The sequence below is a fragment of the Micromonospora sp. C51 genome (assembly GCF_018070435.1).
GTDB lineage: Bacteria > Actinomycetota > Actinomycetes > Mycobacteriales > Micromonosporaceae > Micromonospora > Micromonospora sediminimaris.
In genome coordinates, this window is sequence record NZ_JAGPXQ010000001.1 from 55,138 (window position 1) to 77,027 (window position 21,890).

General features: G+C 72.5%; 16 protein-coding genes. 9 read left to right on the forward strand and 7 right to left on the reverse strand.

What is annotated here, in order from left to right:
• Window positions 1-6: 6 nt before the first annotated feature.
• From KBX50_RS00260 to KBX50_RS00275, 4 genes are all read right to left on the reverse strand, one after another.
• Complete coding sequence (locus KBX50_RS00260) at window positions 7-2,205, reverse strand: glycoside hydrolase N-terminal domain-containing protein (RefSeq protein WP_210933555.1); 2,199 nt, start codon at window positions 2,203-2,205, stop codon at window positions 7-9.
• Entirely contained in the window at window positions 2,202-3,275 is a 1,074-nt protein-coding gene (locus tag KBX50_RS00265) for a LacI family DNA-binding transcriptional regulator (protein ID WP_210933556.1), read from the reverse strand. Before KBX50_RS00265 ends, KBX50_RS00260 begins: the two co-directional genes overlap by 4 nt.
• Window positions 3,272-5,719: a beta-glucosidase gene (locus KBX50_RS00270; RefSeq protein ID WP_210933557.1), complete on the reverse strand. Its 2,448-nt coding sequence runs from the start codon at window positions 5,717-5,719 to the stop codon at window positions 3,272-3,274. Before KBX50_RS00270 ends, KBX50_RS00265 begins: the two co-directional genes overlap by 4 nt.
• A gap of 255 nt (window positions 5,720-5,974) precedes the next feature.
• Window positions 5,975-7,192 (reverse strand): ROK family transcriptional regulator, encoded by a 1,218-nt coding sequence (locus KBX50_RS00275; protein WP_307870773.1) that lies wholly within the window; start codon window positions 7,190-7,192, stop codon window positions 5,975-5,977.
• A 195-nt stretch (window positions 7,193-7,387) separates the two neighbouring features.
• Between KBX50_RS00275 and KBX50_RS00280 the strand changes: the two genes are divergently transcribed.
• Genes KBX50_RS00280 through KBX50_RS00290 form a run of 3 tightly spaced genes read left to right on the forward strand, consistent with a single transcriptional unit; the run spans window position 7,388 to window position 11,074 of the window.
• Window positions 7,388-9,052, forward strand: a complete 1,665-nt coding sequence (locus tag KBX50_RS00280) for an extracellular solute-binding protein (RefSeq protein WP_307870774.1) — start codon at window positions 7,388-7,390, stop codon at window positions 9,050-9,052.
• Window positions 9,053-9,095: 43 nt separating this feature from the next.
• Window positions 9,096-10,094, forward strand: a complete 999-nt coding sequence (locus KBX50_RS00285) for an ABC transporter permease subunit (protein WP_307870775.1) — start codon at window positions 9,096-9,098, stop codon at window positions 10,092-10,094.
• The gene (locus KBX50_RS00290; RefSeq protein ID WP_210933558.1) at window positions 10,091-11,074 is read left to right on the forward strand and encodes a carbohydrate ABC transporter permease; all 984 of its coding nucleotides are present in this window, start codon (window positions 10,091-10,093) and stop codon (window positions 11,072-11,074) included. Before KBX50_RS00285 ends, KBX50_RS00290 begins: the two co-directional genes overlap by 4 nt.
• A gap of 72 nt (window positions 11,075-11,146) precedes the next feature.
• Here the strand turns inward: KBX50_RS00290 and KBX50_RS00295 are convergent, their stop codons facing one another.
• Window positions 11,147-13,495 (reverse strand): TIM-barrel domain-containing protein, encoded by a 2,349-nt coding sequence (locus tag KBX50_RS00295; RefSeq protein WP_210933559.1) that lies wholly within the window; start codon window positions 13,493-13,495, stop codon window positions 11,147-11,149.
• 160 nt (window positions 13,496-13,655) lie between these two features.
• On the opposite strand from KBX50_RS00295, the gene KBX50_RS00300 reads away from it, so the two are divergent.
• Both KBX50_RS00300 and KBX50_RS00305 read left to right on the forward strand, forming a co-directional pair.
• Window positions 13,656-15,680, forward strand: coding sequence for a beta-galactosidase (locus KBX50_RS00300; RefSeq protein ID WP_374224554.1), 2,025 nt, complete (start codon window positions 13,656-13,658; stop codon window positions 15,678-15,680).
• Window positions 15,681-15,837: 157 nt separating this feature from the next.
• Window positions 15,838-17,019: a phosphotransferase gene (locus KBX50_RS00305; RefSeq protein ID WP_210933562.1), complete on the forward strand. Its 1,182-nt coding sequence runs from the start codon at window positions 15,838-15,840 to the stop codon at window positions 17,017-17,019.
• Window positions 17,020-17,058: 39 nt separating this feature from the next.
• Here the strand turns inward: KBX50_RS00305 and KBX50_RS00310 are convergent, their stop codons facing one another.
• Complete coding sequence (locus tag KBX50_RS00310) at window positions 17,059-17,709, reverse strand: LysE family translocator (RefSeq protein WP_210933564.1); 651 nt, start codon at window positions 17,707-17,709, stop codon at window positions 17,059-17,061.
• Between the two features lie 129 nt (window positions 17,710-17,838).
• On the opposite strand from KBX50_RS00310, the gene KBX50_RS00315 reads away from it, so the two are divergent.
• The 3 genes from KBX50_RS00315 (at window position 17,839) to KBX50_RS00325 (ending at window position 20,212) form a co-directional block, all read left to right on the forward strand.
• Window positions 17,839-18,297: a DUF1992 domain-containing protein gene (locus tag KBX50_RS00315; RefSeq protein ID WP_210934342.1), complete on the forward strand. Its 459-nt coding sequence runs from the start codon at window positions 17,839-17,841 to the stop codon at window positions 18,295-18,297.
• 333 nt (window positions 18,298-18,630) lie between these two features.
• Window positions 18,631-19,368 carry a VOC family protein gene (locus KBX50_RS00320; RefSeq protein WP_210933566.1) on the forward strand — a complete coding sequence of 246 codons (738 nt, stop codon included), beginning with the start codon at window positions 18,631-18,633 and terminating at the stop codon, window positions 19,366-19,368.
• Between the two features lie 304 nt (window positions 19,369-19,672).
• Window positions 19,673-20,212 carry a DUF1062 domain-containing protein gene (locus tag KBX50_RS00325; protein ID WP_307870776.1) on the forward strand — a complete coding sequence of 180 codons (540 nt, stop codon included), beginning with the start codon at window positions 19,673-19,675 and terminating at the stop codon, window positions 20,210-20,212.
• A gap of 93 nt (window positions 20,213-20,305) precedes the next feature.
• Here the strand turns inward: KBX50_RS00325 and KBX50_RS00330 are convergent, their stop codons facing one another.
• Window positions 20,306-20,773 (reverse strand): HNH endonuclease, encoded by a 468-nt coding sequence (locus tag KBX50_RS00330; protein ID WP_210933570.1) that lies wholly within the window; start codon window positions 20,771-20,773, stop codon window positions 20,306-20,308.
• Between the two features lie 114 nt (window positions 20,774-20,887).
• Here KBX50_RS00330 and KBX50_RS00335 point away from each other — a divergent pair, with 114 nt between their 5' ends.
• Window positions 20,888-21,886, forward strand: coding sequence for a tyrosine-type recombinase/integrase (locus tag KBX50_RS00335; RefSeq protein ID WP_210933573.1), 999 nt, complete (start codon window positions 20,888-20,890; stop codon window positions 21,884-21,886).
• The last annotated feature ends 4 nt before the right edge of the window (window positions 21,887-21,890 follow it).

The following is a 21,890-nucleotide window of genomic DNA, read 5'->3' on the forward strand; positions in this document are numbered from 1 at the left end:
ACCGGGCTACCCGGTGAACGACACCTCGATCGGCTCGCCGGCGGGCATCTGCCGCACCGTCTCGCCGTACGGGCTGCGGACCCGCAGCCGTCGGGGGACCGCCGAGACCAACCGGGCCCGCACCGCACCCGGCCGCCACGCCATCTCCTCGACGGTGACCCGCCCGGGACAGCGCACCCCACGCAGAGTCCCGCGGGGCAGCCCCGGCAGCGGCGCCGGCAGCAGCCGCAGCCGACCCGGCCGCCCCTGCACCAGCGACTCGATCAGCACCGCCGGCAGGGCGTGCGCGGCGTCGGCGTTGTAGGTGACCCGACCCGGGTTGTGCGCGCTCATCAGCGACCGGAAGAACATGTCGTTGCCGACGATCTTGAGTAGGTTCGCTTCGACACGTGGCCCGTCGTGCAGCCGGGCAGCGACCAGCGCCCGGTGCAGGCTGCCGTGCGCGGACAGGTTCTCCTCGCCCCGGCGGCGCAACGCCCGGTGCGCGGCGGCGGCCAGTTCCGGAGTGTCCTCGGGGTTGATCTCGTTCAGTGGCCACACCGGATACAGGTGGCTGACGTGGCGGTGGTTCTCGTCGGACCGGTAACCGGGCCACGCCCACTCGGTCAACGCACCGTCGGCATCGAGGCGGTACGGCGGCAGCCGCGCCGCCAACCGCGACCACCGCCGTTCGCCGGTCAGCGCGGCGGCCACCGTGAACGCGTGCCGCGCCGCGGCGATGTCCATGGTGGCGTTGACCGCCACGTGCACCGCCGTGCCCGAGTCGTCCAGCGGCCCGGTCTCCGCCGAGTACGACGGCACGAACCCCCACGTCCCGTCAGCGTCGGTGGCCGTCAGCACGTCGGCGAAGAACTCGGCCACCTCCACCAGCCAACCCGCCACCTCACCCAGCGGCTCCCCGGTCACCAGATGCCGCTCGTAGAGCGGGAACAGCAGCCAGTGCGCGCCCGGCAGCCACGCCGCGAACGGCCAGTCCGGATGCAGATGGAACAGGTGGCCGTGCTCGCCGTCGGTGCGGCTGGGCGCCAGCAGGCCGCGCGCACCGTAGATCGCGCGGGCGTTGTGTCGCCAGTGTTCGACCTGGGCGCGTACCAGCCGGGCGTGCGCCTCGGTGACCTCCGGCAGGGCGGCCACGTTCGCCGAGGCCAGTTGCAGGTTGAGGTTGGCGTCGGTGGTGAAGTCGCCGGCCCAGGCCGCGTCCCACGAGGCGAGCCACAACCCGGTCAGCCGGGGCGGCAGCACACCACTGGCGCTGAGCACCAGGTAACGCCCGGCGTGGAACAGCCGCTCCAGCAGGGCCACGTCCAGGGTGTGCGGGTCGGCGGCCTGCCGGGCCAGCAGGTCACCGACCGGCAGCGCCCGCTGCGCCGCCGGCACCGCCAGGTCCAGCTCGACCCGCCGGTACGCCGGGGTGTGCCGGGCCGTGTGCCGGGCGAGCAGGTCACCGTAGCGGGCGTCGCGGTGGGCGGTCAGCCGGCGCTGCAACGCGCCGGTACGCCACCGGTCGCGCGGGCGGTCGAGGACCGTCACCAGCAGGGCGGGCCCGTCGACGTGCACCTCGTCGCCGTCGATCTCGACCGCGCCGCGCAGCAGGGTCAACCCCTCGAAGCCGTACGCCGCGCCGGCCGTCGGGTAGCGGGCCCGCACCCGCAGGAAGACCAGCCCGTCGCGGCGGTACGCCGACACCGCGTAGCGCAGCCCGGCGGGGCGGCCGGGCAGTTCGCCGGTCGCCCCGACCCGGCAGGCCCCCATGTCCAGCCGGGTGACGATCAGCCGGTCGGTACGCGAGACGAACGAGCGGCGGCTCCCGCCGGCCCACCGCACCACGACCTCGCCGGTGTCGAAGTCGGTGTACCGGCGGTAGTCGCTCACCGGTGGGCCGTCGGCGTCGATGGTGAGCGCGAAGCCGGGATGAAACGACTGCGTCCAGCGCAGCACGCCGTCACCGGCCAGCAGCCGGCTGGCCTGCGCCCGCCGGCCGGCCAGGATCAACCGCCGGATCCGGGGCAGCAGCGCGGCCAGCTGTGGGGCACGGGCGTCGTGGGTGCCGTTGGGCAGCACGAACCGGTGATGGTTGACCACGATGCGTTCGGCCCACGGCTGTCCGTGCACCATGATCCCGTACTCGCCGTTGCCGGCGAGCAGGGCGTCCGGCCAGTCGGTAGCCGGTGCGGTGTCCCAGATCCGGTGGACCGGACCGGTCACCGGGCCGCCGTCCGACCGTCGTACACCGCTGGCGGGCCGGTGGCCGCGGCCGTGCTGTCCCGGACGGTCAGTCGGGGTTCCAGCAGCGTCACCTGGGGGGTCGGCTCGTCCCGCAGCTTCCGCATGAGCAGCGACACGGCCTGCCGGCCGATCTCCTCGGCGGGTACCGGCACCGAGGTCAGGCGGGGGCTGGCGTGCTCGGCGAACTGGTCCGGGCAGACGGCCACCACCGACACGTCATCGGGCACCCGTCGACCCAGCGCGGCCAGCGTCGCCTGCACCGGGCCGACCGCCGCCTCGTTCTGCACCACCAGACCGGACAGCTCCGGGTGCCGGGCGAACAGCTCGACCACCCGGGCGTGCACCGCGGCGGCGTTCTCCTCGCAGGGCAGCGTGACCGCCTCGACGCCGTGCCGGGCCGCCGCCTCGACCACGCCCGCCCGGGTGCGGTGGGCGAAGCCGGTGCCCCGGTCGTAGACGGCGGCCGGTGCGCCGAGCAGCGCGATGCGGCGGTGTCCGAGCCCCGCCAGGTGTTCCACGCAGACCTGCCCGGCCCGGTGGAAGTCCAGGTCCACACAGGTCAGCCCGTCGGTGTCGGCGGGCAGCCCGATCAGCACACTGGGCCGTCCCAGCCCGCGCAGCAGCGGCACCCGCACGTCGTGCAGTTCCACGTCCATCACCAGCACCCCGTCAACCAGGGCGCCGGCGGCGATGCGGTGCAACCCCTGCGGGCCCTCGTCGGAGGTCAGCAGCAGCACGTCGTGGTCGTGGCCGCGGGCGGAGGTCACCACCGCCGTGGCGAACTGCATCACCACCGGCACCTGGATGCCCGAGCGCAGCGGCAGCACCAACGCGATGACGTTGGCGCGGCGGCTGGCCAGGGCCCGCGCGCCCGCGTTCGGGTGGTAGCCGAGCAGCCGGACGCTGGCCAGCACCCGGTTGCGGGTCAGCTCCGAGATGGCCCGCTTGCCGCTGAGCACGTACGACACGGTGCTCACCGCGACACCGGCGTGCCGGGCCACGTCGGCGATGGTGGGTTGGCCGGACGGCACCCGGCCCCGCCCGCTCACCGGACTCCGCTCGTGGCGTGCGGCCGGGCCGGCGGCGTGAGCGGCTCACCGCGTACGGCCACGGCGCCGACCAGCCGCACGTCGGTCGCGGACCGCCCGACCAGCACGGTGTGGGTGGCATCCTCCACCACGAAGGTGCCCGCCTCGGCGTCCCACCAGCTCAGCTCGGCGCTGCGCAGCCGCAGCGTGACGGTACGCCGTTCGCCGGGGGAGAGGACGATCCGGGCGAAGTCGCGTAGTTGCCGCAGCGGCTGCTTCACCCGGGAGCGCCGTTGCCGCGTGTAGAGCTGCACCACCTCGACACCGGGACGGTCACTGGTGTTGGTGACGTCCACGCTCACCTCCACCTCCTCGCCGACGCTGACCGACGTGGCGTTCAGCCGCAGATCGCGGTAGTCGAACTCGGCGTAGGACAGTCCGTGCCCGAACGGGTACAGCGGTTCGCCCCGGTAGTACAGGTAGGTGGAGTCCGCGCCGATCACGTCGTAGTCGAGCAGGTCGGGCAGGTCGGCGGTGTCGGCGTACCAGGTCTGGGTGAGCCGGCCCCCGGGGTCGACGTCGCCGAGGAGCACCTCGGCCAGGGCGCGGCCGTGTTCCTGCCCGCCGTGCGCCGACCAGAGCACCGCCGGCAGGTGGCGTTGTGCCCAGCCCAGCGCGTACGGGTAGCTGCTGGTCACCACCAGCACGGTGCGCGGGTTGGCGGCGTGCACGGCGCGCAGCATCGCCTCCTGCCGGGCCGGCAGCGCCAGGTCGAGGCGGTCCTCGGTCTCGCGTCCGTTGACCATCGGGTGGTTGCCCACCGTCACCACCGCGACGTCGGCGGCGGCGGCCAGTTCGGCGGCGCGCGCCGCACCATCGGTGACCAGGTCGATGCCGAAGCCGGTGCCGGCCTGCCGGTCGTCGCCGTCGACCCGCAGCCGGCCGTCCCGATCCACGGTGACGTACCGGTCGGTGGCCAGGTGGCGCAGCAGTACGGTGCCGTCGGGCAGCGGGTCGAACTGGAAGGTTTCCCGGACCACCCAGCCGCCGGGGCCGGACCGGTCGTTGACAAGTGCGCCGTCGTCGTCGACGCCGACGTGGCGGCCGTTGCCGACGGCCCGCAACGCGACCGTGTCCCGACCCCAGTCGAACACGTCGAACGAGGCCGGGTCGACGCCGACGGTCAGCGGCCCGCCTTCGGCCTCGTCGGGGCAGCCCACGTACCGGTCACCCACCCGCAGCGCGATCCGGTCGGTACCCGGGTGGGTGGTGATCGCCGGCAGCCGCTCGGCCAACCCTTGCAGGGTGCTGATCGCGTACGGCAGGGTGCCGCTGTACCAGTCGGTGTGCACGGTGTCGGCGAGCGGACCGAGCACCGCGATCCGCAGGTCGGGCGCGAGCGGCAGCAGCCCACGGTTGCGCAGCAGCACGATGGACTGCCGGGCGGCCTCCCGGGCCAGGTCCCGGTGTGCCGGGCAGTCGATCACCTCCGGGCCGGTCGCGGCGTACGGGTCGGTGTGCGGTGGATCGAGGTCGCCCAGCCGCAGCCGGACGGTGAGCACCCGGCGGACCGCCCGGTCCACGTCGGACTCGGTGATCAGTCCACGGCCCAGGGCCTCGGTGAGGTGTCGCCGGGTGGGCGCGCTGTCGGCGTCGTCCTCGGTGAAGCTGTCGATCCCGGCGCGCAGCGCCGCGGCGAACCCGTCGACGTGGTCGGGCAGCTGGCCCTGTACGCCGGCGATGTTGCTCACCGCCCCCGCGTCGCCGACTACCAGCACCTCGCCGGGCGCCCACCGGCGCAGCTCACCGTCGATCAGCGGGCTCAGGTGCGCCGGCACCCCGTCGACCAGGTTGTACGCGGCCATCGCGGCGACCGCCGCGTCGGCGGCGAGGGGGGCCCGGAACGCCGGTAGCTCGTACTCGTGCAGCACCCGGGGTGGCAGGTCGCTGGAGGTGGTGGCCCGGTCGGTCTCGTTGTTGTAGCCGAGGAAGTGCTTGACCGTGGGGGCGGTACGCAGCCGCTGCGGATGCCCGCCGCGAAGCCCCTGGGCGTAGGCGGTGGCGAGCCGGCCGGTCAGCCACGGATCCTCCGACCAGCCTTCCTCGTTGCGTCCCCAGCGCGGGTCGCGCAGTGGGTTGACCACCGGCGCCCACACGTTGAGGCCCACGCGCTGCGGGGCGGCGTGGTGTTTGGCGCGTACCTCGGCGCCGACGGCGTCACCGACGGCGCGTACCAGGTCGGGGTTCCAGCTGCTGGCCAGGCCGACGGCCTGGGGGAAGACGGTCGCCGGGCCGAGCCAGGCGACGCCGTGCAGCGCCTCGGTGCCGGTGCGGAAGCCGGGCAGGCCGAGCCGGGGGACGGGGGCCTGCCACTGGTGCAGCAGCCCGATCTTCTCCGGCAGGGTGAGCCGGGCCAGCAGGTCGTCGACCCGGTCCCGGATCGGGGGCGTGGTGCGGTCGGTCATGGTGGATCGCCTTCCAGTGCCCGGCGCGCCGGAGGTCGAAGCGCTTCGACGGCGGATGGCCGAGCGGCCTCGCAGGTCATGGTGGGGTGACGGTCGTCGGCCCGGACGCTGGTGAAGCGCTTCGACAAACCGTGGAAAGCAAGCCGCCCCGGGTGCCCGTGCGGAGCGGCTCGCTTCGAGGTTGGCACCTGGGACGGGTCGGGTCAAGACTCCGACCGGCCGAGCGGGCATCGACCGGAGACGTTGTCCGCCGGATCAGCGTGCGGGCAACCGTCCGGCCTCGACGGTGGCCAGGGCGGCGGTGGCGCCGCCGAGCGCGGCGGCCGTGTCCAGGGTGGAGGCTTCCAGTCGGCAGCCGCCGGCGCCGGGGGCGTGGGCCCGGGCGGCCAGCTCCGACCGGGCCGCCGGCAGCAGCCAGGGCGCCAGGGTGGCGAGGTGGTCGCCGAGCACGACCGTCTCCGGGTTGAGCAGGTCGGCCAGGACGGCGACGCCGCGGCCCAGGTGCCGGCCGATCTCGGCCAGGCCGCTGCACACCCCCGGATCGTCCTGCCGGGCGAGCGCCACGATCCGGGTCAATTCCGGCAGGTAGTCGAGCACCGGGCCGTCGGCCTCGGCGTCGGGCAGCAGCCGGCGCACCACGGCGGGCAGGCCGACCAGGGCGGTCAGGCAGCCGTGGGCGCCGCAGGCGCACGACGGCCCGTTCGGATCCAGCGACAGGTGCCCGACACCTCCGGCGAAGCCACGCCCGCCGCGGAGCAGTCGTCCGGCGGCGATGATGCCGGCGTCGACGGTGAGTCCGCCGGTCAGGTGGACCAGGTCGGTGGCGCCCGCGTACGGGCCGTGTCGTTGCTCGGCGAGGGCGGCCAGGTTGGCGACGCTGTCGACTCCGACGGCGAACTCCGGATTCCGCAGGATGGCGCGCAGTTCCGCCGCGACCGGCACGTCCCGCCAGCCCAGGGCGCTGGCCAGCGGCACCGCGCCGGACGGGTCGACAAGTCCGGGTACGCCGACGGTGAGGCCCAGCACGGTGCGGCCCTGGGCGGTGACCCGGCCGACGGCCCGCCGGGCGAGCGCGGCCAGGGCGCGCAGCGTCTCGGTGGGGGGCACGGTGGTCGCGGCGAAGGACCGCCGCCAGGTCAGCAGCCGGGTGCCGCCGAGGTCGATGGCGACGGCCACCAACTCGTCGGGGCCGATCTGCAGGCCCAGCGCGGCGTACGGCTCACCGTCGAGGACAAGCATCGTGGCGGGCCGGCCGACCCGGTTCTCGGTGAGCCCGGTCTCGCGGACCAGCCGCTTGTCGATCAGCTCGGTCACCAGGCTGGAGACGGTGGCCTTGTTCAGGCCGGTGCGGGCGGCGATGTCGGCGCGGGAGCAGGGGGCGTGCAGGCGTACGTGCCGCAGCACCACCGCCCGGTTGGCGACGCGTACGTCACCGAGGTCGGTCGGCTGCGGTTCGTTGTGGATGCTGATCACGATCTGCCCGCTCCCTGCGCCGGTGTCGCGGCGCGCGTCCATCATCGCGTACCGCGCTGGCGGGACCGACCAGGCCGCCCGCGCTGTCTTGTGGGACGGATTGCCGTCGATTAGTTTGTTCGGCTAGAACCCCAACTAATCCTAGCCGGAGTCCCCCGCTCCGCAAACCGTTATCGACCACGAAGGGAGTGCGCCGTGACGCCTTCTGCGCGCACATCCACCGACCGCCGGACGATGCTGCGGCTGATCGGCCTCGGCGCCGCCGCGACCGTGGGCGGCGGCGCCCTGGCCGGTTGCAGCAAGGAAGCCGGCAGCCAGGGCAGCGCCACGAACGCCGACGCCATCAAGGCGGTGCTGCCCACCTACAAGCCGGCCGAGCTGCTCAAGCCGGACATCCCCGGCGAGGGCCCGATCCCGCACGGCTACCTCAACTATCCGCGCGAACTCGTCGACGCGGTCACCGAGCTACCCGGCCGGGGCGGCCCGCCGATCCAGACGATGAGCCCGTGGTGGGGTCCGACCCCGCCGCCGCTGGGCCGCAACTCCTACCTGGGCGCGGTGAACGGCAAGCTCGGCGTGGAGGTCAACCCGAGCCTGCAGGACGGCCTGACCTACGCCGACAAACTCAACGCCATGCTCGGCGCCCGCGACGTGCCGGAGCTGCTGTCCGCGCCGAACTGGGAGGTGGACAAGGTCGCCCGGTTCTCCGACGCGGTCAAGGCGTTGTTCACCGACCTGACCGACCACCTTCAGGGCGACAACGCGGCGAAGTACCCGTACCTGGCGGCGTTGCCCAGCGGCGCCTGGGAGTACTCGGTCTGGGGCGGGCGGCTCTACGCCGTGCCGTTTCCCACCGACGGTCCGTTCGCGTGGGCCATGTTCTACCGCAAGGATCTGCTCGGCGCCGCCGGGCTGGCCACTCCCACCAGCCCCGACGAGCTGTACGAGTTCGGCAAGAAGGCCACCAACCCGGCCAAGGGCGTGTGGGCCTTCGGCAGCGTCTTCGAAATGGTCCAGCAGTACTTCGGCTGCCACCAGACCTGGCGAAAGAAGCCCGACGGCGGTCTGCAGCACAAGTTCGAGGACCCGGCGTTCGAGGCGGCGCTGGCGTTCACCGCCCGGCTGTTCGCCGAGGGCCTGGTACACCCGGACACGGCGGAGAGCAAGGGCGAGGACGAGAAGCAACTGTTCAACTCCGGCAAGATCCTCATGTACCGCGACGGCCTCGGCGCCTGGCAGGGCATGCAGAGCGAACGGGTCAAGGAGCTGCCCACCTTCGACATGCAGCCGCTGCCGGTCTTCGGCGCGCAGGGCGCCCAGCCGGTCATCTGGGGCAGCGAGAAGCCGATCTTCTACACCTTCCTGAAGAAGGACCTGCCCGCCGAGCGGGTCGACGAGATGCTGCGGGTGCTCAACTGGTGTGCCGCCCCGTTCGGCAGCCGGGAGTTCGAGCTGCGCGAGTACGGCGTGGAGGGGCAACACTTCACCCGGGGCACCGACGGGACGCCGGCGCTCACCGAGCTGGGCCGTAAGGAACTCGGCGCGCAGTACACCCACATCGGCGGCCGGGTGCCGGTCAAGGTGCGCAGCGGCGACACCCCGAACTACGTGCAGGACTACATCGGGTACTACCGCAACCACATCGGCCAGATGGAGCCGGACCTGTTCGCCGGGATCAAGCTGGAGCTGCCGGCGAACTGGTCGAAGATCATCCAGCCGACCGAGGACAAGATCCGCGACATCCTGCGCGGCCGTCGCCCGGTCAGCGACCTGGCCCAGGTACGCAAGGAGTTCCTCGACACCGGTGGCGAGGAGGGCCGCGCGTTCCACGAGAAGGCGCTCGCCGACAACGGCCGATGAGCGGGCGGGTGAGTGCGCCGCCGACCGGTGCCGGGGTGCGGTCGTGAGTGCCCCCGGCGCCGTGGACACGCGACCACCCGCCGGGCGTACGCCGTCACCGCGGCGTCCCCGGCGGCGCAGCCTGCGGGTCCGGTTGCGCCGCGACTGGCCGCTGCTGGCGATGGCCGCACCGGCGGCGGCGCTGCTGCTGGTCTTCCACTACCTGCCCACGCTGGGCAACATCATCGCCTTCCAGGACTACAACCCGTTCGTCGGCGACGACCCGCTTGACGCGTTCCTCAACAGCGAGTGGATCGGCTTCGGCAACTTCGAGGCACTCTTCCGCGACCCGCTGTTCTGGGACGCGGTCCGCAACACCCTGAGCATCACCGCCTTCCAGCTGGTGTTCTTCTTCCCCCTGCCGATCCTGCTGGCGCTCATCCTCAACAGCGTCGTCTCCGGGCGGCTGCGTGGCTTCGTGCAGAGCGTGGTCTACCTACCGCACTTCTTCAGCTGGGTGCTTGTGGTGACGTTCTTCGTGCAGATGTTCGGTGGGGCCGGACTGCTGGCCCAGGAGATGCGCCAGGCCGGTCTGGAGCCCTGGGGGATCATGACCAACCCGGACACGTTCATCGTGCTGGTCACCGCCGAGGCGGTCTGGAAGGACCTGGGGTGGGGCGCGATCGTCTTCCTGGCCGCGCTGTCCGCCATCGACCAGAACCTGTACGAGGCGGCGGCGGCCGACGGGGCCGGCCGGTGGCGGCGGTTGTGGCACATCACCCTGCCCGGCCTGCGTCCGGTGATCGTGCTGCTGCTCATCATGCGGCTCGGCGACGCGCTCTCGGTCGGTTTCGAGCAGTTCATCCTGCAACGGGAAGCGGTCGGCCGGCAGGCCGCCGAGGTGCTCGACACGTTCGTCTACTACCAGGCGATCAGTACCCAGCAGTGGGGGCTCGGCGCCGCGGCGGGCCTGTTCAAGGCGGTGGTCGGGCTGGCGCTGATCCTCACCGCGAACAAGATCGCGCACCGGCTCGGCGAGCAGGGGGTGTACTCCAAGTCATGACCGCACAACTCAGCGGCGCCGGCCCGGTACCGGCGGCGCCGGCCACGGCGGGGCCTCCCGCGCCACCGCCCCGGCGACGTCACCCCGGTCGTCCAGTCTGGGCGGGCCGCCCGTCGACGTCCCTGACCATCGGCAAAGGGGTGGTGCTCACGCTGCTGGTAGCGGCGGTGCTGGTGCCGCTCTGGGCGGTGCTGGTCACCAGCCTCGCCTCACGCGGCACCATCGACGACGCGGGCGGCATGGTGATGATCCCCCGGGAGATCGACCCGTCGGCGTACATCACCATCTTCAGCGGCGGCGACGTCACCCGGGCGGTGTGGGTCAGCACCCTGGTCACCGTGTTCGGCACCACGGTCAGCCTGGTGCTCACCGTGCTTGCCGCGTACGGACTGTCCCGACCGGGCTCGGTGGCCCACCGGGGGTTGCTGTTCTACTTCCTGCTGACGTTCCTGATCTTCCCGGGGTTGGTGCCGAGCTACCTGGTGGTCACCGGTCTGGGCCTCAAGGACAGCCTCTGGTCGCTGATCCTGCCCAGCGCGATAAGCGTGTTCAACCTGGTGGTGATCCGCGCGTTCTTCATGAACGTGCCGGCCGAGCTGCTCGACAGCGCCCGCATCGACGGCGCGGGGGAGTTGCGCATCCTCACCCGGATCGTGCTGCCGTTGTCCAAGGCGGTGATCGCCGTGGTCGGGCTCTTCTACGCGGTCGGCTACTGGAACGTGTACTTCAACGCGGTGCTCTACATCGACTCCAACGACAAGTTCCCGATCCAACGGGTGTTGCAGAGCTACATCCTGGCCGGGCAGTCGCCGAACGTCTCCGGCGCGTCGGTGAGCCTGCCCGGGGTGACCGCGTACCCGCCGACGCTCGCGGTCAAGATGGCGGTGGTGGTGGTGACGGTGATCCCAGCGGTGATCATCTACCCGTTCGTGCAGCGGCATTTCACCAAGGGCGTGATCACCGGCGCGGTGAAGGGCTGACCCCCACGGGGATCGCGGCCCCGTACCCGCGCGGTGCCCGACTCCGTCCAGTCGGGCGCCGCGCGGGCACGGTCAGCCCGGTGCGGGGAAGAGCCCCGCGAAGGGCAGGACGGTCACCGCCGCACCGTTGAGCAGTGACCGGGCCGGTCGGTCGGCGACGCCGACCCCCGCGAGCGCCAGCTGCCCCACCAGCAGCGGCCCCCGGGTCTGGATCCGCAACTCGTCGCCGTCGCGGACCGCCTCGATGATCGTGTCGCCGTCCACGTCGTGCACGACGGTCCGGCCGTCCACCGCGCCCCAGCAGACCAGGGTGACCTCCCGGAACGGCCCGTCGCCGACCGTGGCCTGCGGCGCGACCAGCGGCAGCAGCGCGCCCCGGCGCACGTACAACGGCAGCCGGGACAGCGGCACCCGCACCCGCAGGTGCCGGCCACCCGGATGCAGTTCGCCGGTGGCGGCGTCGAACCAGTCGTCGCCGACGGGCAGGTACACGTCCCGCTCGCCGGAAGCGTCGGTGACCGGCGCGACCAGCAGGTCCGTCCCGAGCCGGTACTGCAGGTCGGTCGTCCAGGCCGTCGGATCCTGCGGGGTGTCGACAAGCAGGGCCCGCATCATCGGTACGCCGGTGCGGGCCGCCTGCACCGCGGCCGACCAGAGGTACGGCATCAACCGGTAGCGCAGCCGCAACGCGGCCACCGCGAGTTGTTCCGCCTCGGCCGGGAACTCCCACGGCAGCCGGCTGGTGGTGCCGTGCAGCCGCACCAACGGCGACAGCGCGCCGAACTGCGACCAGCGTACGTACAGGTCCGGTTCGGGGGTGCCGTGGAAGCCGCCGGTGTCGTGGCTCCAGAACGGCACCCCGGACAGGCCGTGTGACAGGCCCCCGCGCAGCGTGCTGGCCAGGGCCGGCCAGGTGGCGTTGACGTCGCCGCTCCACTGCGCGCTGTGCCGCTGCCCGCCCAGGTAGGACGAGCGGGCCCACACCGCCCGGTGACCGGCCACCTCCTCGGTGACCGCGGCGACCACGTCGTTGAAGAGCAGGGCGTACACGTTGTGCAGGTCGACCCCGCTCATCCCGTTGTGCGCCACCGCGTCGGCGGGCACCCCCTCGGCGAAGTCGGTCTTGAACACCGCCACCCCCTGTCGCAGCAGTGGCCGCAGCAGCCCGGTGAACCAGTCCACCGCCGCCGGGTTGGTCAGGTCCACGATGGCCGAGGCCGGGTAGCTGCCGTGCCACACGTCGGCGACGTACGTGCTGCCGTCGGGCCGGCGCAGGAAGTAGCCGGCCGCGTCGGCCTCGGCGTAGAGCGGGCTGGCCGTCATCAGGTACGGATTCATCCAGAGGCAGACCCGGAAGCCCTGCTCGGACAGGGTCCGCAGCATGCCGGCCGGGTCGGGAAACGCCTCGGTGTCCCAGCGCAGGTCCGACCAGTTGCCGGCCACCTGCCAGTAGCAGTCCAGGTGCAGCACGTCGCAGGGGATGTCGCGTTCGCGCAGGCGACGGGCCCGCTCCAGCACCCGTTCCTGGCTGTCGGGGTAGAAGCCCGAGGAGACCCAGGTGCCGAAGGCCCAGCGCGGCGGCAGGTACGGCTGCCCGGTCAGCTGGTGCAGCCGGTCGAGCACCTCGGCGGGGGTCGGCCCGGCCAGCACGTAGTAGTCGAGCAGGTCGTCGGGGACCAGGATCTGCACCGCGCTGTGGGTGGACTGGCAGACGTCGAACTGCACCGGCAGCCCGCTGTCGACCAGGACGCCGTAGCCCCGGTTGGACAGGTAGAACGGCACGTTCTTGTGCGCCCGGTCGGACTCGCTGCCGAAGGCGTCGAAGTTCCACATCAGAGCCCGCTGGCCACGCTTGTCCAGTGGGGTGAACTTCTCACCGAAGCCGACGAACCGCTCGTCGCCGGGGGCGACGAAGCTCTCGTGCCAGGCGACCCGGACGCCGTCGCTGGTGGAGTGCCCGAACGGGAGGGTGCGTTGCCGACCGCTGATGTCGACGGTGCCCGGATCCTGCTCCAGCAGCAGCGAGCCGTCGGGGCGCAGGAACCGGAGGTGCCACGGGTCGAGCCGGATCTCGGCGATCAGCGCGCCGGCGTCGATCCGCAGCTGCCGGTCGTCGACGGTGACGGTGGCCGGGTGGGGACGCGGATGCGTCAGCGGCATCAGCCGGGCCGACCGGCTGCGGGCCTGGGGATCCTCGGCCAGCCGTACCCGGATCATGCCGTCGCCGGCCGCGTCGATGCGCACCACCGCCGTCACCCCGTCGGCCAGCACCGCCTTGACGGTGGCGCCGTGTGCGTCGGTGCCGGCGATCTCGGCCCGGCTCACCATGGCCGGGCCGCCTTCACCGGGGGTGCGCACCGGCAGGTCGGGTGGGTCGGCGACGAAGGTCTCGTAGGGCACCAACGGCGGTCGGTACGGCATCAGCTCTCCTCGGCGGCGTTCGCGGCGGTGCCGACAGTTTCTTTAACTATCCAACGAACTGTCAACGATGGCGGTGAATACGATCCGGCTTCGACCTGTTGACATGCACAGTGGTGATCCATAGTTTGGATGCATCCTCAACTAAACCGGCGGGCTGGTGATGGTGATGTGGACCGACGGCCCGCTCTGCTACGGCGGCGACTACAACCCCGAACAGTGGCCGGCGCAGGTCTGGTCCGAGGACGTCGCGCTGATGCGCCAGGCCGGAATCAACCTCGTCACCGTGGGGGTGTTCGCCTGGTCCCGGCTCGAACCGGCACCCGGCCGGTACACCTTCGACTGGCTCGACCAGGTGCTCGACCTGCTGCACAGCGGGGGCGTACGGGTCGCCCTGGCCACCCCCACCGCGTCGCCACCACCCTGGTTCTCCCTGGCCCACCCGGGCGCGCTGCCCGTCACCGCCGACGGGATCCGGCTGCACCACGGCAGCCGGGACACCTACTGCGCCGCCACCCCCGCCTACCGCGAAGCCGCGCTGCGCATCACCACCGCCCTGGCCGACCGGTACGCCCACCACCCGGCGCTGGCCGGCTGGCACGTGCACAACGAGTACGGCACCACCTGCCACTGCGAGCACACCGCCCGGGCCTTCCGGCTCTGGCTGGCCACCCGCCACGGTGACCTGGCCGCCCTCAACGACGCCTGGGTCACCAGCTTCTGGAGCCAGCAGTACTCCGACTGGGCGCAGATCAGCACCCCCCGGGCCACCCAGTACCTGCCCAACCCCGGCCACCTGCTCGACTTCCGTCGCTTCTGGTCGGACACCCTGCTCGCCGCGTACACCGAGCAACGCGACCTGCTGCGGGCGGCGAACCCGGCGCTCACCATCACCACCAACTACGTACTCGGCGACTGGGTGCCGGTCGACCACGCCCGCTGGGCCACCGAGGTCGACCTGGTCGCTGTCGACCACTACCCGTCCGCCGTCGACGGCGGCGCCGAGGAACAGACCGCGCTCGCCGCCGACCTGGCCCGTGGCTGGGCCCGACACGCCGCCCACCGGCGTCCCGGCTCGCCGGCGGCGGGCGGCGCAGCGGCATGGCTGCTGATGGAGAGCGCGCCCAACCAGATCCACACCGCCGGACGGATGCACACCAAGGAACCGGGACGGATGCTGCGGCACAGCCTCGCCCATGTGGCCCGCGGCTCACACGGTGCGATGTTCTTCCAGTGGCGGGCACCGGCCGGCGGTGCCGAGCGCTTCCACAGCGCCCTGGTGCCGCACGCCGGCCCGGACAGCCGGGTGTTCCGGGAAACCGTCGCACTCGGTGCCGCGTTGCGGCAGCTCGGCGAGGTCCGTGGCAGCGTCGAGGCGGCCGTGGCGCTGGTGGTCGACGCGGCCAGCGGCTGGGCGTTGCGCCACCCGGGCCTGCCGTCGGCCCTGCCGGATCACCACGACGAACTCGCCGCCGCGCACCGGGCCCTGTGGCGCAGCGGGTACGCCTGCGACACGCTCACCCCGGGCGACCCTGTCGACGGGTACCGGCTGCTCGTCCTGCCGGCCCTCTACCTGATCGACGACGCCACCGCCGAATGGCTGCGCGGCCACGTCGACGGCGGCGGACACCTGCTGGTCACCTACCTCAGCGGCGTCGCCGACGAGCACGCCCGGGTACGTCTCGGCGGCTACCCCGGCGCGCTTCGGGAACTGCTCGGCGCGTACGCCGAGGAGTTCCACCCCCTCGACGCCGCCGACCACGTCCGACTCGACGACGGCGGGACCGGACGGATCTGGGCCGAGACGCTGCGCCTGACCGGCGCCGACACCGTCGTCTCCTACACCGGGGGCGTACTCGACGCGATGCCGGCCATCACCCGGCACCGGGTCGGCGCCGGCACCGCCTGGTACGTGTCCACCCGCCTCGACGACACCTCCTACCGGCGGCTGCTCGACACCGCCGCGCGGGCGGCCGGCGTCACCACCGTCTGCCCCGACGCACCCGAGGGAGTCGAGGCGGTACGCCGTCGCGACGGCGCGGCGAGCTGGCTGTTCCTGCTCAACCACACCGGTCACGAGCTGCGCGTACCCGCGCGTGGAGTGGAACTGCTCACCGCGACGCCGATCGAACGGGCGGTCACCCTGGCGCCCGGTGGTGTCGCGGTGCTCCGCGAGCACAAGGGTTGATCCGTCGGCCGAGGCTGGCTAATCTCGGACCAGCGCGTCGGGAACGCGCCGAGACTCGCCGGTAGGCTTGAAGCCACCCCCACACACCACCTGTCGAGCGACGGACACCGAAGCTCAGTTCCGCCCGTGCGAGTCCGGGCGAGCAGTGAGGTGCTGTGTGAAGACCCTGCCCGACAACCCCAGCCTCGACCACCTGCGTCAGCAGGCCAAGAACCTGCTCGCCGGTCTGCGCGACATGGATCCGGCCGCGACGCTGACCACCGCTCAGGCCAGGCTGGCCGAGCAGTACGGCTTTCCCAGCTGGGCAGCGCTCAAGACCGAGGTCGCCCGGGTGCGGGGCCGGGCCGAGATCGCCGAGGTTTCGCTGGCCCGCGCGATCGCCGCCAGCTACGGTCTCGGCGACGTCGTCGGCGAGATGCGCACGGTTGCCCGTGCCGACGACATGGGGCGTCGCTGGGCGCTGGTGACGGACCGGGGCCGCTGGGCGGTGCGGACGATGGACACCTGGTGGCCCATCGTCGACGCCGAGACCGACGTGGCGTTGCAGCAGGCCGCCGCAGCCGCCGGTGTCCTGTTGCCCGCGCCGGTGCGCAGCCGTGCGGGCCGCATCGTCGAAACCATCGGCGGACACCGGTGGCGGGTCTACGAAGGGCTGCATTCCGGGCCACCACTGCTCGCCCCGGCCCGTTCGTCGCTCACCCGTGCGGTCGGCGGGGTACTCGCCACGATCCACGGGCTCAGCCTGCCGGTGGATCGGATCAGCCCGTGGCACCACATCCGGCTGGCCACCGCCAGCTGGCCCGAACTCGCCGCCGTCGCCACGGCTCGCCAGGCCAGCTGGGCCGCGGCGCTCGGCGCCGCGGTGGCCACCCTGACGGACCTCGACGGCATCGGCGGCGACACCGCGACGCCGGAACCTGTGCTCTGCCACAACACCCTCGGGCCGGCGAGCACCCGGCTGGCCACCAACGGCCGCCTCGTCGTCGTCGGCTGGGAACATGCCGGCGGTCAGCCGCCGAGCTGGGAGCTGGCCAACGCACTGCTGGACTGGGCCGTGGTTCCCGGTGGGGAGGTCAACGTGGCCGGTGCCCGCGCCTTGCTCGACGGGTACCGCGCGACGGCGGGCACCCTGCCGCCGCTGGACCTGGCCGCGTTCCGGGGCGCGGTCACCAGCCTCGCCAACTACGTCTTCGGCCAGGTGGGTGCCGCCCTGGACGCACCCGACGACGAGGAGCGGCGGTACGCCGACCGCAGCGTGGCCCACCTGCTGTCGCACCTGCCCACCCGCGCGGTCCTGGAGCAACTGCTGGACGCGGCCATCGGGGCGGTACGCCGCTGACCTCGACCGGGCGGCCCAGCCGGTGGCGGTGCGGGGGGCTCAGCCGGTGGCGACGGCGGCGCGGGACCGGTCGGCGGCGATCCGCACCGCCATCGCCGCCAGCACCGTGCCCATCAGCATCCGTTGTACGCGCAGCCACAGCGGCCGCCGGCTGAGGAAGCCGGCGATGCCACCGGCGGTGAGCACGATCAACGCGTTCACCGTCAGCGCCACGGTGATCTGGGTCAGCCCCAGCAGCAGGCTCTGCCCGGCGACGTTGCCGCGTGCCGGGTCGATGAACTGCGGCAGCAGCGACACGTACAGGATGGCGATCTTCGGGTTGAGCAGGTTGGTGACCAGCCCCATGGTGAACAGCCGGCGGGCCGGATCCGGTGGCAGCGGCGCCGGGTTGAACGGCGACTGCCCGCCCGGGCGCAACGCCTGCCACGCCAGCCACAGCAGGTACGCGGCGCCGGCCAGCTTGACCGCCGTGTACAGCGCTGGCACCAGCACGAACACGGTGGCGATGCCGGCGACCGCCGCCCCCAGATACACCGCGAAGCCGGCAGCGACCCCGAGCAGCGAGATCAGCCCGGCCCGCCGGCCCTGGGTCACCGACCGCGACACCAGGTAGACCATGTTCGGCCCCGGCGTCAGCACCATCCCGAGGGCGACCAACGCGATGCCGACGATTCCCGCAGTACTGACCATGCCCGTGACCCCCGTCCCACCGTGTGTCTGAGCCTAGGGCACCGGGAATGCCGGTCAGGCCCGTGACGCTGCGCCATCGGGAGACGGTGGTCACGTTACGGTTGTCCCGGGGAGGTGGCGACGGTGGAGATGCGGTGGGAGGCGTCGGTCGAGGCGCAGATCCGGTCGGCGCAGGAGCGCGGCGAGTTCGACAACCTGCCCGGCGCGGGCAAGCCGATCGCCGGCCGGGGCGTGCCCTACGACGAGTCCTGGTGGATCAAGAGTTTCCTGGAACGCGAGCAGCTACCGACCGACCTGTTGCTGCCCACTCCGCTGCTGCTGCGTCGCCGCATCGAGCAGCTACCCGACGAGGTCCGGGACCTGCCCACCGAGCCGGCGGTGCGGGCGGTCGTGGCCGACCTCAACGCCGAGGTGCTGGCCTGGCTGCGGAACCCGTCCGGCCCACGGGTCGTGGTGCGCCCGGTCGACGCCGACGCCGTGGTGCGCCGCTGGCAGGACGAGCGGCGGAAAGCGGTCCCGCCGGCACCCGCCGCCGAACCGCCGGTCCCGCGACGACGGTCCTGGTTCCGCCGACGCCGGGCCGCTTGACTCGCCCTCGCCACCGGCTCGGCCGGCGAGGCGATCAATCCACACCAGCACCGAGCCCGGAGCGGGACGCAACGCTGGTCGCGTGATCACCTCATCCAGGGATCGCACGCGACGCATCGCCGGCGGCCGGTCGCGTCGGAACTCCCCCTGATCCGGGACATCTAAGTGGCGCTCTACTCAATTAATGGATTACCGGTTACGGAAATCCATTAATTGCCGCCGTGGAATCGGGCATAACGTACGCACATCATAATGACTGTTAAGGTGCGTAATGACTGAGGCTGGTGTGCGCGAAAGATCTCAGCCCGTCCTGCGGGGCATAGGGTGGGCGGCATGGCGCTGCGGCTCGTTCAGGTGAACCTCAAGGCTCGGGACGAATCCGCGCTCGGCCGGTTCTGGGCGGATGCGCTCGGTTGGGGCGTCTCCGTCGAGGAGCCCGGCGTGGTCAACGTCGAACCCCTGGGCTTCGCCTGGCCGGACCCGAGCGCCGTCTGCATCGACGTCGTCATCGTCCCGGACCCGGAGACGGTGCGGTACCGCGCGCACCTCGACCTCGCCACCACCTCTGCGGCACACCAGGCGGAGCTGGTGAGCCGCCTGACGGACCTCGGCGCGACGCCCGCGGACATCGGTCAGGGCGACGTCCCGTGGACGGTGCTGGCCGACCCGGAGGGCAACGTGTTCTGCGTGCTGGAGCCTCGGGAGATCTACCGGGACACCGGGCCGATCGCCGCCGTGGTGGTCGACTGCGCGGATCCGCGCGCCATGGCCCGCTTCTGGGGTGAGGCGACGGACTGGACCCTGCACGAGGTGACCGATGACCATGCGCGGTTGCGGTCGGCCCAGGGCGTCGGACCGTACCTGGAGTTCCTGCGCAAGCCGGGGCCGAGGAGCTGGTGGAGCCGGGTTCACCTCGACCTGAAGCCCTACTCCGGTGATGATCAGGCGGCGGAGGTGGCGCGACTGGAGGCGCTCGGCGCCACAGTCGTCGACGTCGGGCAGGGCGACGTGTCGTGGCGGTGCCTCGCCGACCCCGAGGGCAACGAATTCTGCATCCTCAGCCCAGGCTGACGCCGGCCACCCAGCGACCGAGCCGCCGCAGGCGCGCGGGCAGCGGCTCCGGACGGAAACCGGTTGAGCCTGGCCTGGACGTTGCCATAGGTTGCCGACGACCCGTCGCCGTGAAGACAGAGGACACATACCCGCGTGACCCCGCCCGCTCGCTGAACCTGACACCTCTTCCGCTCTGGTAGCCGACGTCCCCGTCGGCCTCGCCGGGCTGCCCCCGCGCGCCCGGTCGTACAGCGCTTGAGGCCGCGCGCAATCGGCCTCGTGTCAGGTCTTCGGAGCAATCGTGTCTTCACAACCTCATATCGTGCTGCCCTGGTTCGTCCGTCGGACCCGGCTGCCGCTGCTGTCGCGGCGGTGCGTGGACTGCGGGTCGGAGTCGGCCACCACCGGCCCCGGCAGGTTCCGGGTCAACGCCAACCACAAGTTGCTGGACGTGTGGCTGCTGGTCCGCTGCGTGTCCTGCGATCGGACCAGCAAGCTCACCGTGTACGAGCGGACGCCGGTCAGCTCGTTCGATCCGGTCGAGTTGACCGGGTACCGGGTCAACGACCCGGAGCTGGTGGCAACCACGCTGCTGGATCCGTCGTTCGCCAGGCGTAACCGGGTCGCTCTCGACTGGACCGGGGCCTGGCGGCTGGACACCCCGTCGGAGTGGCCCGGCCAGACGTGGCCGGTCCAGGTGGCGGTCGCCTTCGCCGATCCGGTGCCGGTGCGTCCGGAACGGCTCATCGCCCACGGTCTCGGCCTCAGCAGGGGCGAGGTGCTACGCCGGATCAAGTGCGACATCCCGCTGCGCCGTCCGAGGAGTACCGGGTTCACCTTCACCGTGCTGGCCGGCGACTGACCGGCGGGCCCGGGCGGGTCACTTCCGGCCCGCCCGGGCCACAGGGCGACGTCGACTCCACGCGCGCAGCCACAGCAGGCGGTGTCTGCTGGGTCAGCAGGGCGCACGCCCGTACGCCGCCCGGGCCCGCGCCACCTCTGCCGCCTGGCGTTCACGCCAGCGCTGCTGCGCCAGCCGGTTGCACGCGCGGCAGACCCGGCGCAGGCGGCCCGTCGCCGGATCGGTCTCCCGTTCGTGCCCGTGGCGGCAGCGTGGCCGCTGGGTGCGTTCCTGGCAGTTGTCCGCGTGGCTGAGCTGGCGCAGGTGGGTCGGCTCGATGCAGTCCGGCGCCCCGCAGTCGTGGTGGACCTCCAGGGTGGGGTCGTAGCCGCCGACGAAGACCACGTACGCGGCGATGTGTGCCCACGCCCGTCCGGCGAGCTTCTGGTGCACGCCGCGCCGGCTGCCGTAACCGCGCACGATGAGGCATCCGGCGTCGGCCCGCGTCGACCGACTCAGCAGGTACGCCCGCAGGGTGTCCTCGGTGAAGTGTCGGGACAGACCGTTGACCTGAGACAGCACTGGGTCAGCGTAGGGGCCGGGTGCGACGTGGTGTCCCCGGCCTACCGGCGGCCGATCATGATGTGTCGGCGCGCCTGATCGTCAACCCACAGCAAGGCTGAGAGCATTTTTCACATGCGTCCGCACGACACTTCGGTGCAGTACCGCCCGTCGGCCTACCCGGCCCTGCCCGACGGGCCGATGGCCGTCACCGACGCATGGTTGCGTAACCGACGGTTGAGCGAACACACCCGCGATGCGTACCGCCGGGACGTCGCCGGGTGGTTGGCCTGGTGCGCCGCCCGGGAACTGGACCCGCTGCGCGCGAACTTCCTGCATGTCAACGAGTACGGGCGGACGTTGGAGAACAGCGTTTCGGCCCGGACCGGCCGCCCGCTGACCGCGGCGACGGTGGCCCGGAAGCTGTCCGCGCTGTCGAGCTGGTACGACTTCCTGGTCAAACTGCGGGCGGTGGAACTCAACCCGGTCGCCGGAGCCGACCGGCCACGGGTCGACCGGGACCACTCGGCCACGGTCGGTCTGGCCCCCGACGAGGTGGACGCGCTGCTGGCGGCGGCCGAGGCCGAGACCGGGCCGACCGCTGCCCGCAACCGGGCCGCCGTCGCGCTGCTCGCCGACCTGGGACTGCGGGTGGGGGAGTTGGTCTCGCTCGACCTGACCGACCTGGGCGCCGAGCGGGGACACCGCAGCGTGCGCTTCGTCGGCAAGGGCGGCCGGTCACGCCGTCGGGCGCTGACGCCGGGCACCGCGTACGCCGTCGACGCGTACCTGGCCGAGCGGGCCGCCGCACAGCGCGTGGAGGTGGCGCAGTTGACCGGCCCGTTGCTGGTCACCGCCAGCGGCGCCCGCCTCGACCGGCACTCGGTGTTCCGGTTGGTCCGCCGGCTCGCCCGCAGCGCCGGGATCGACGCGTGGGCGCGGCTGTCACCGCACTCGCTGCGGCACGCCTTCGCCACCACCGCGCGGTCCGAGGGGGTGCCGCTGGAGGACGTGCAGGACGCGATGGGACATGCCGATCCGCGTACCACCCGCCGTTACGACCGGGACCGGCACAACCTGGACCGGGATCCGGCGTACGCCATCTGGGCGGCCCGGGCCCGCCGCCGCAGCTGACCGG

What these genes read in the sequence shown, in the direction of transcription:
- KBX50_RS00290 (WP_210933558.1), top strand. Translation starts at nt 10,091, where the DNA reads ATGACCGCACAACTCAGCGGCGCCGGCCCGGTACCGGCGGCGCCGGCC.
- KBX50_RS00295 (WP_210933559.1), bottom strand. Translation starts at nt 13,495, where the DNA reads ATGCCGTACCGACCGCCGTTGGTGCCCTACGAGACCTTCGTCGCCGAC.
- KBX50_RS00310 (WP_210933564.1), bottom strand. Translation starts at nt 17,709, where the DNA reads ATGGTCAGTACTGCGGGAATCGTCGGCATCGCGTTGGTCGCCCTCGGG.
- KBX50_RS00335 (WP_210933573.1), top strand. Translation starts at nt 20,888, where the DNA reads ATGCGTCCGCACGACACTTCGGTGCAGTACCGCCCGTCGGCCTACCCG.
- KBX50_RS00300 (WP_374224554.1), top strand. Translation starts at nt 13,656, where the DNA reads ATGGTGATGTGGACCGACGGCCCGCTCTGCTACGGCGGCGACTACAAC.
- KBX50_RS00320 (WP_210933566.1), top strand. Translation starts at nt 18,631, where the DNA reads ATGGCGCTGCGGCTCGTTCAGGTGAACCTCAAGGCTCGGGACGAATCC.
- KBX50_RS00270 (WP_210933557.1), bottom strand. Translation starts at nt 5,719, where the DNA reads ATGACCGACCGCACCACGCCCCCGATCCGGGACCGGGTCGACGACCTG.
- KBX50_RS00315 (WP_210934342.1), top strand. Translation starts at nt 17,839, where the DNA reads ATGCGGTGGGAGGCGTCGGTCGAGGCGCAGATCCGGTCGGCGCAGGAG.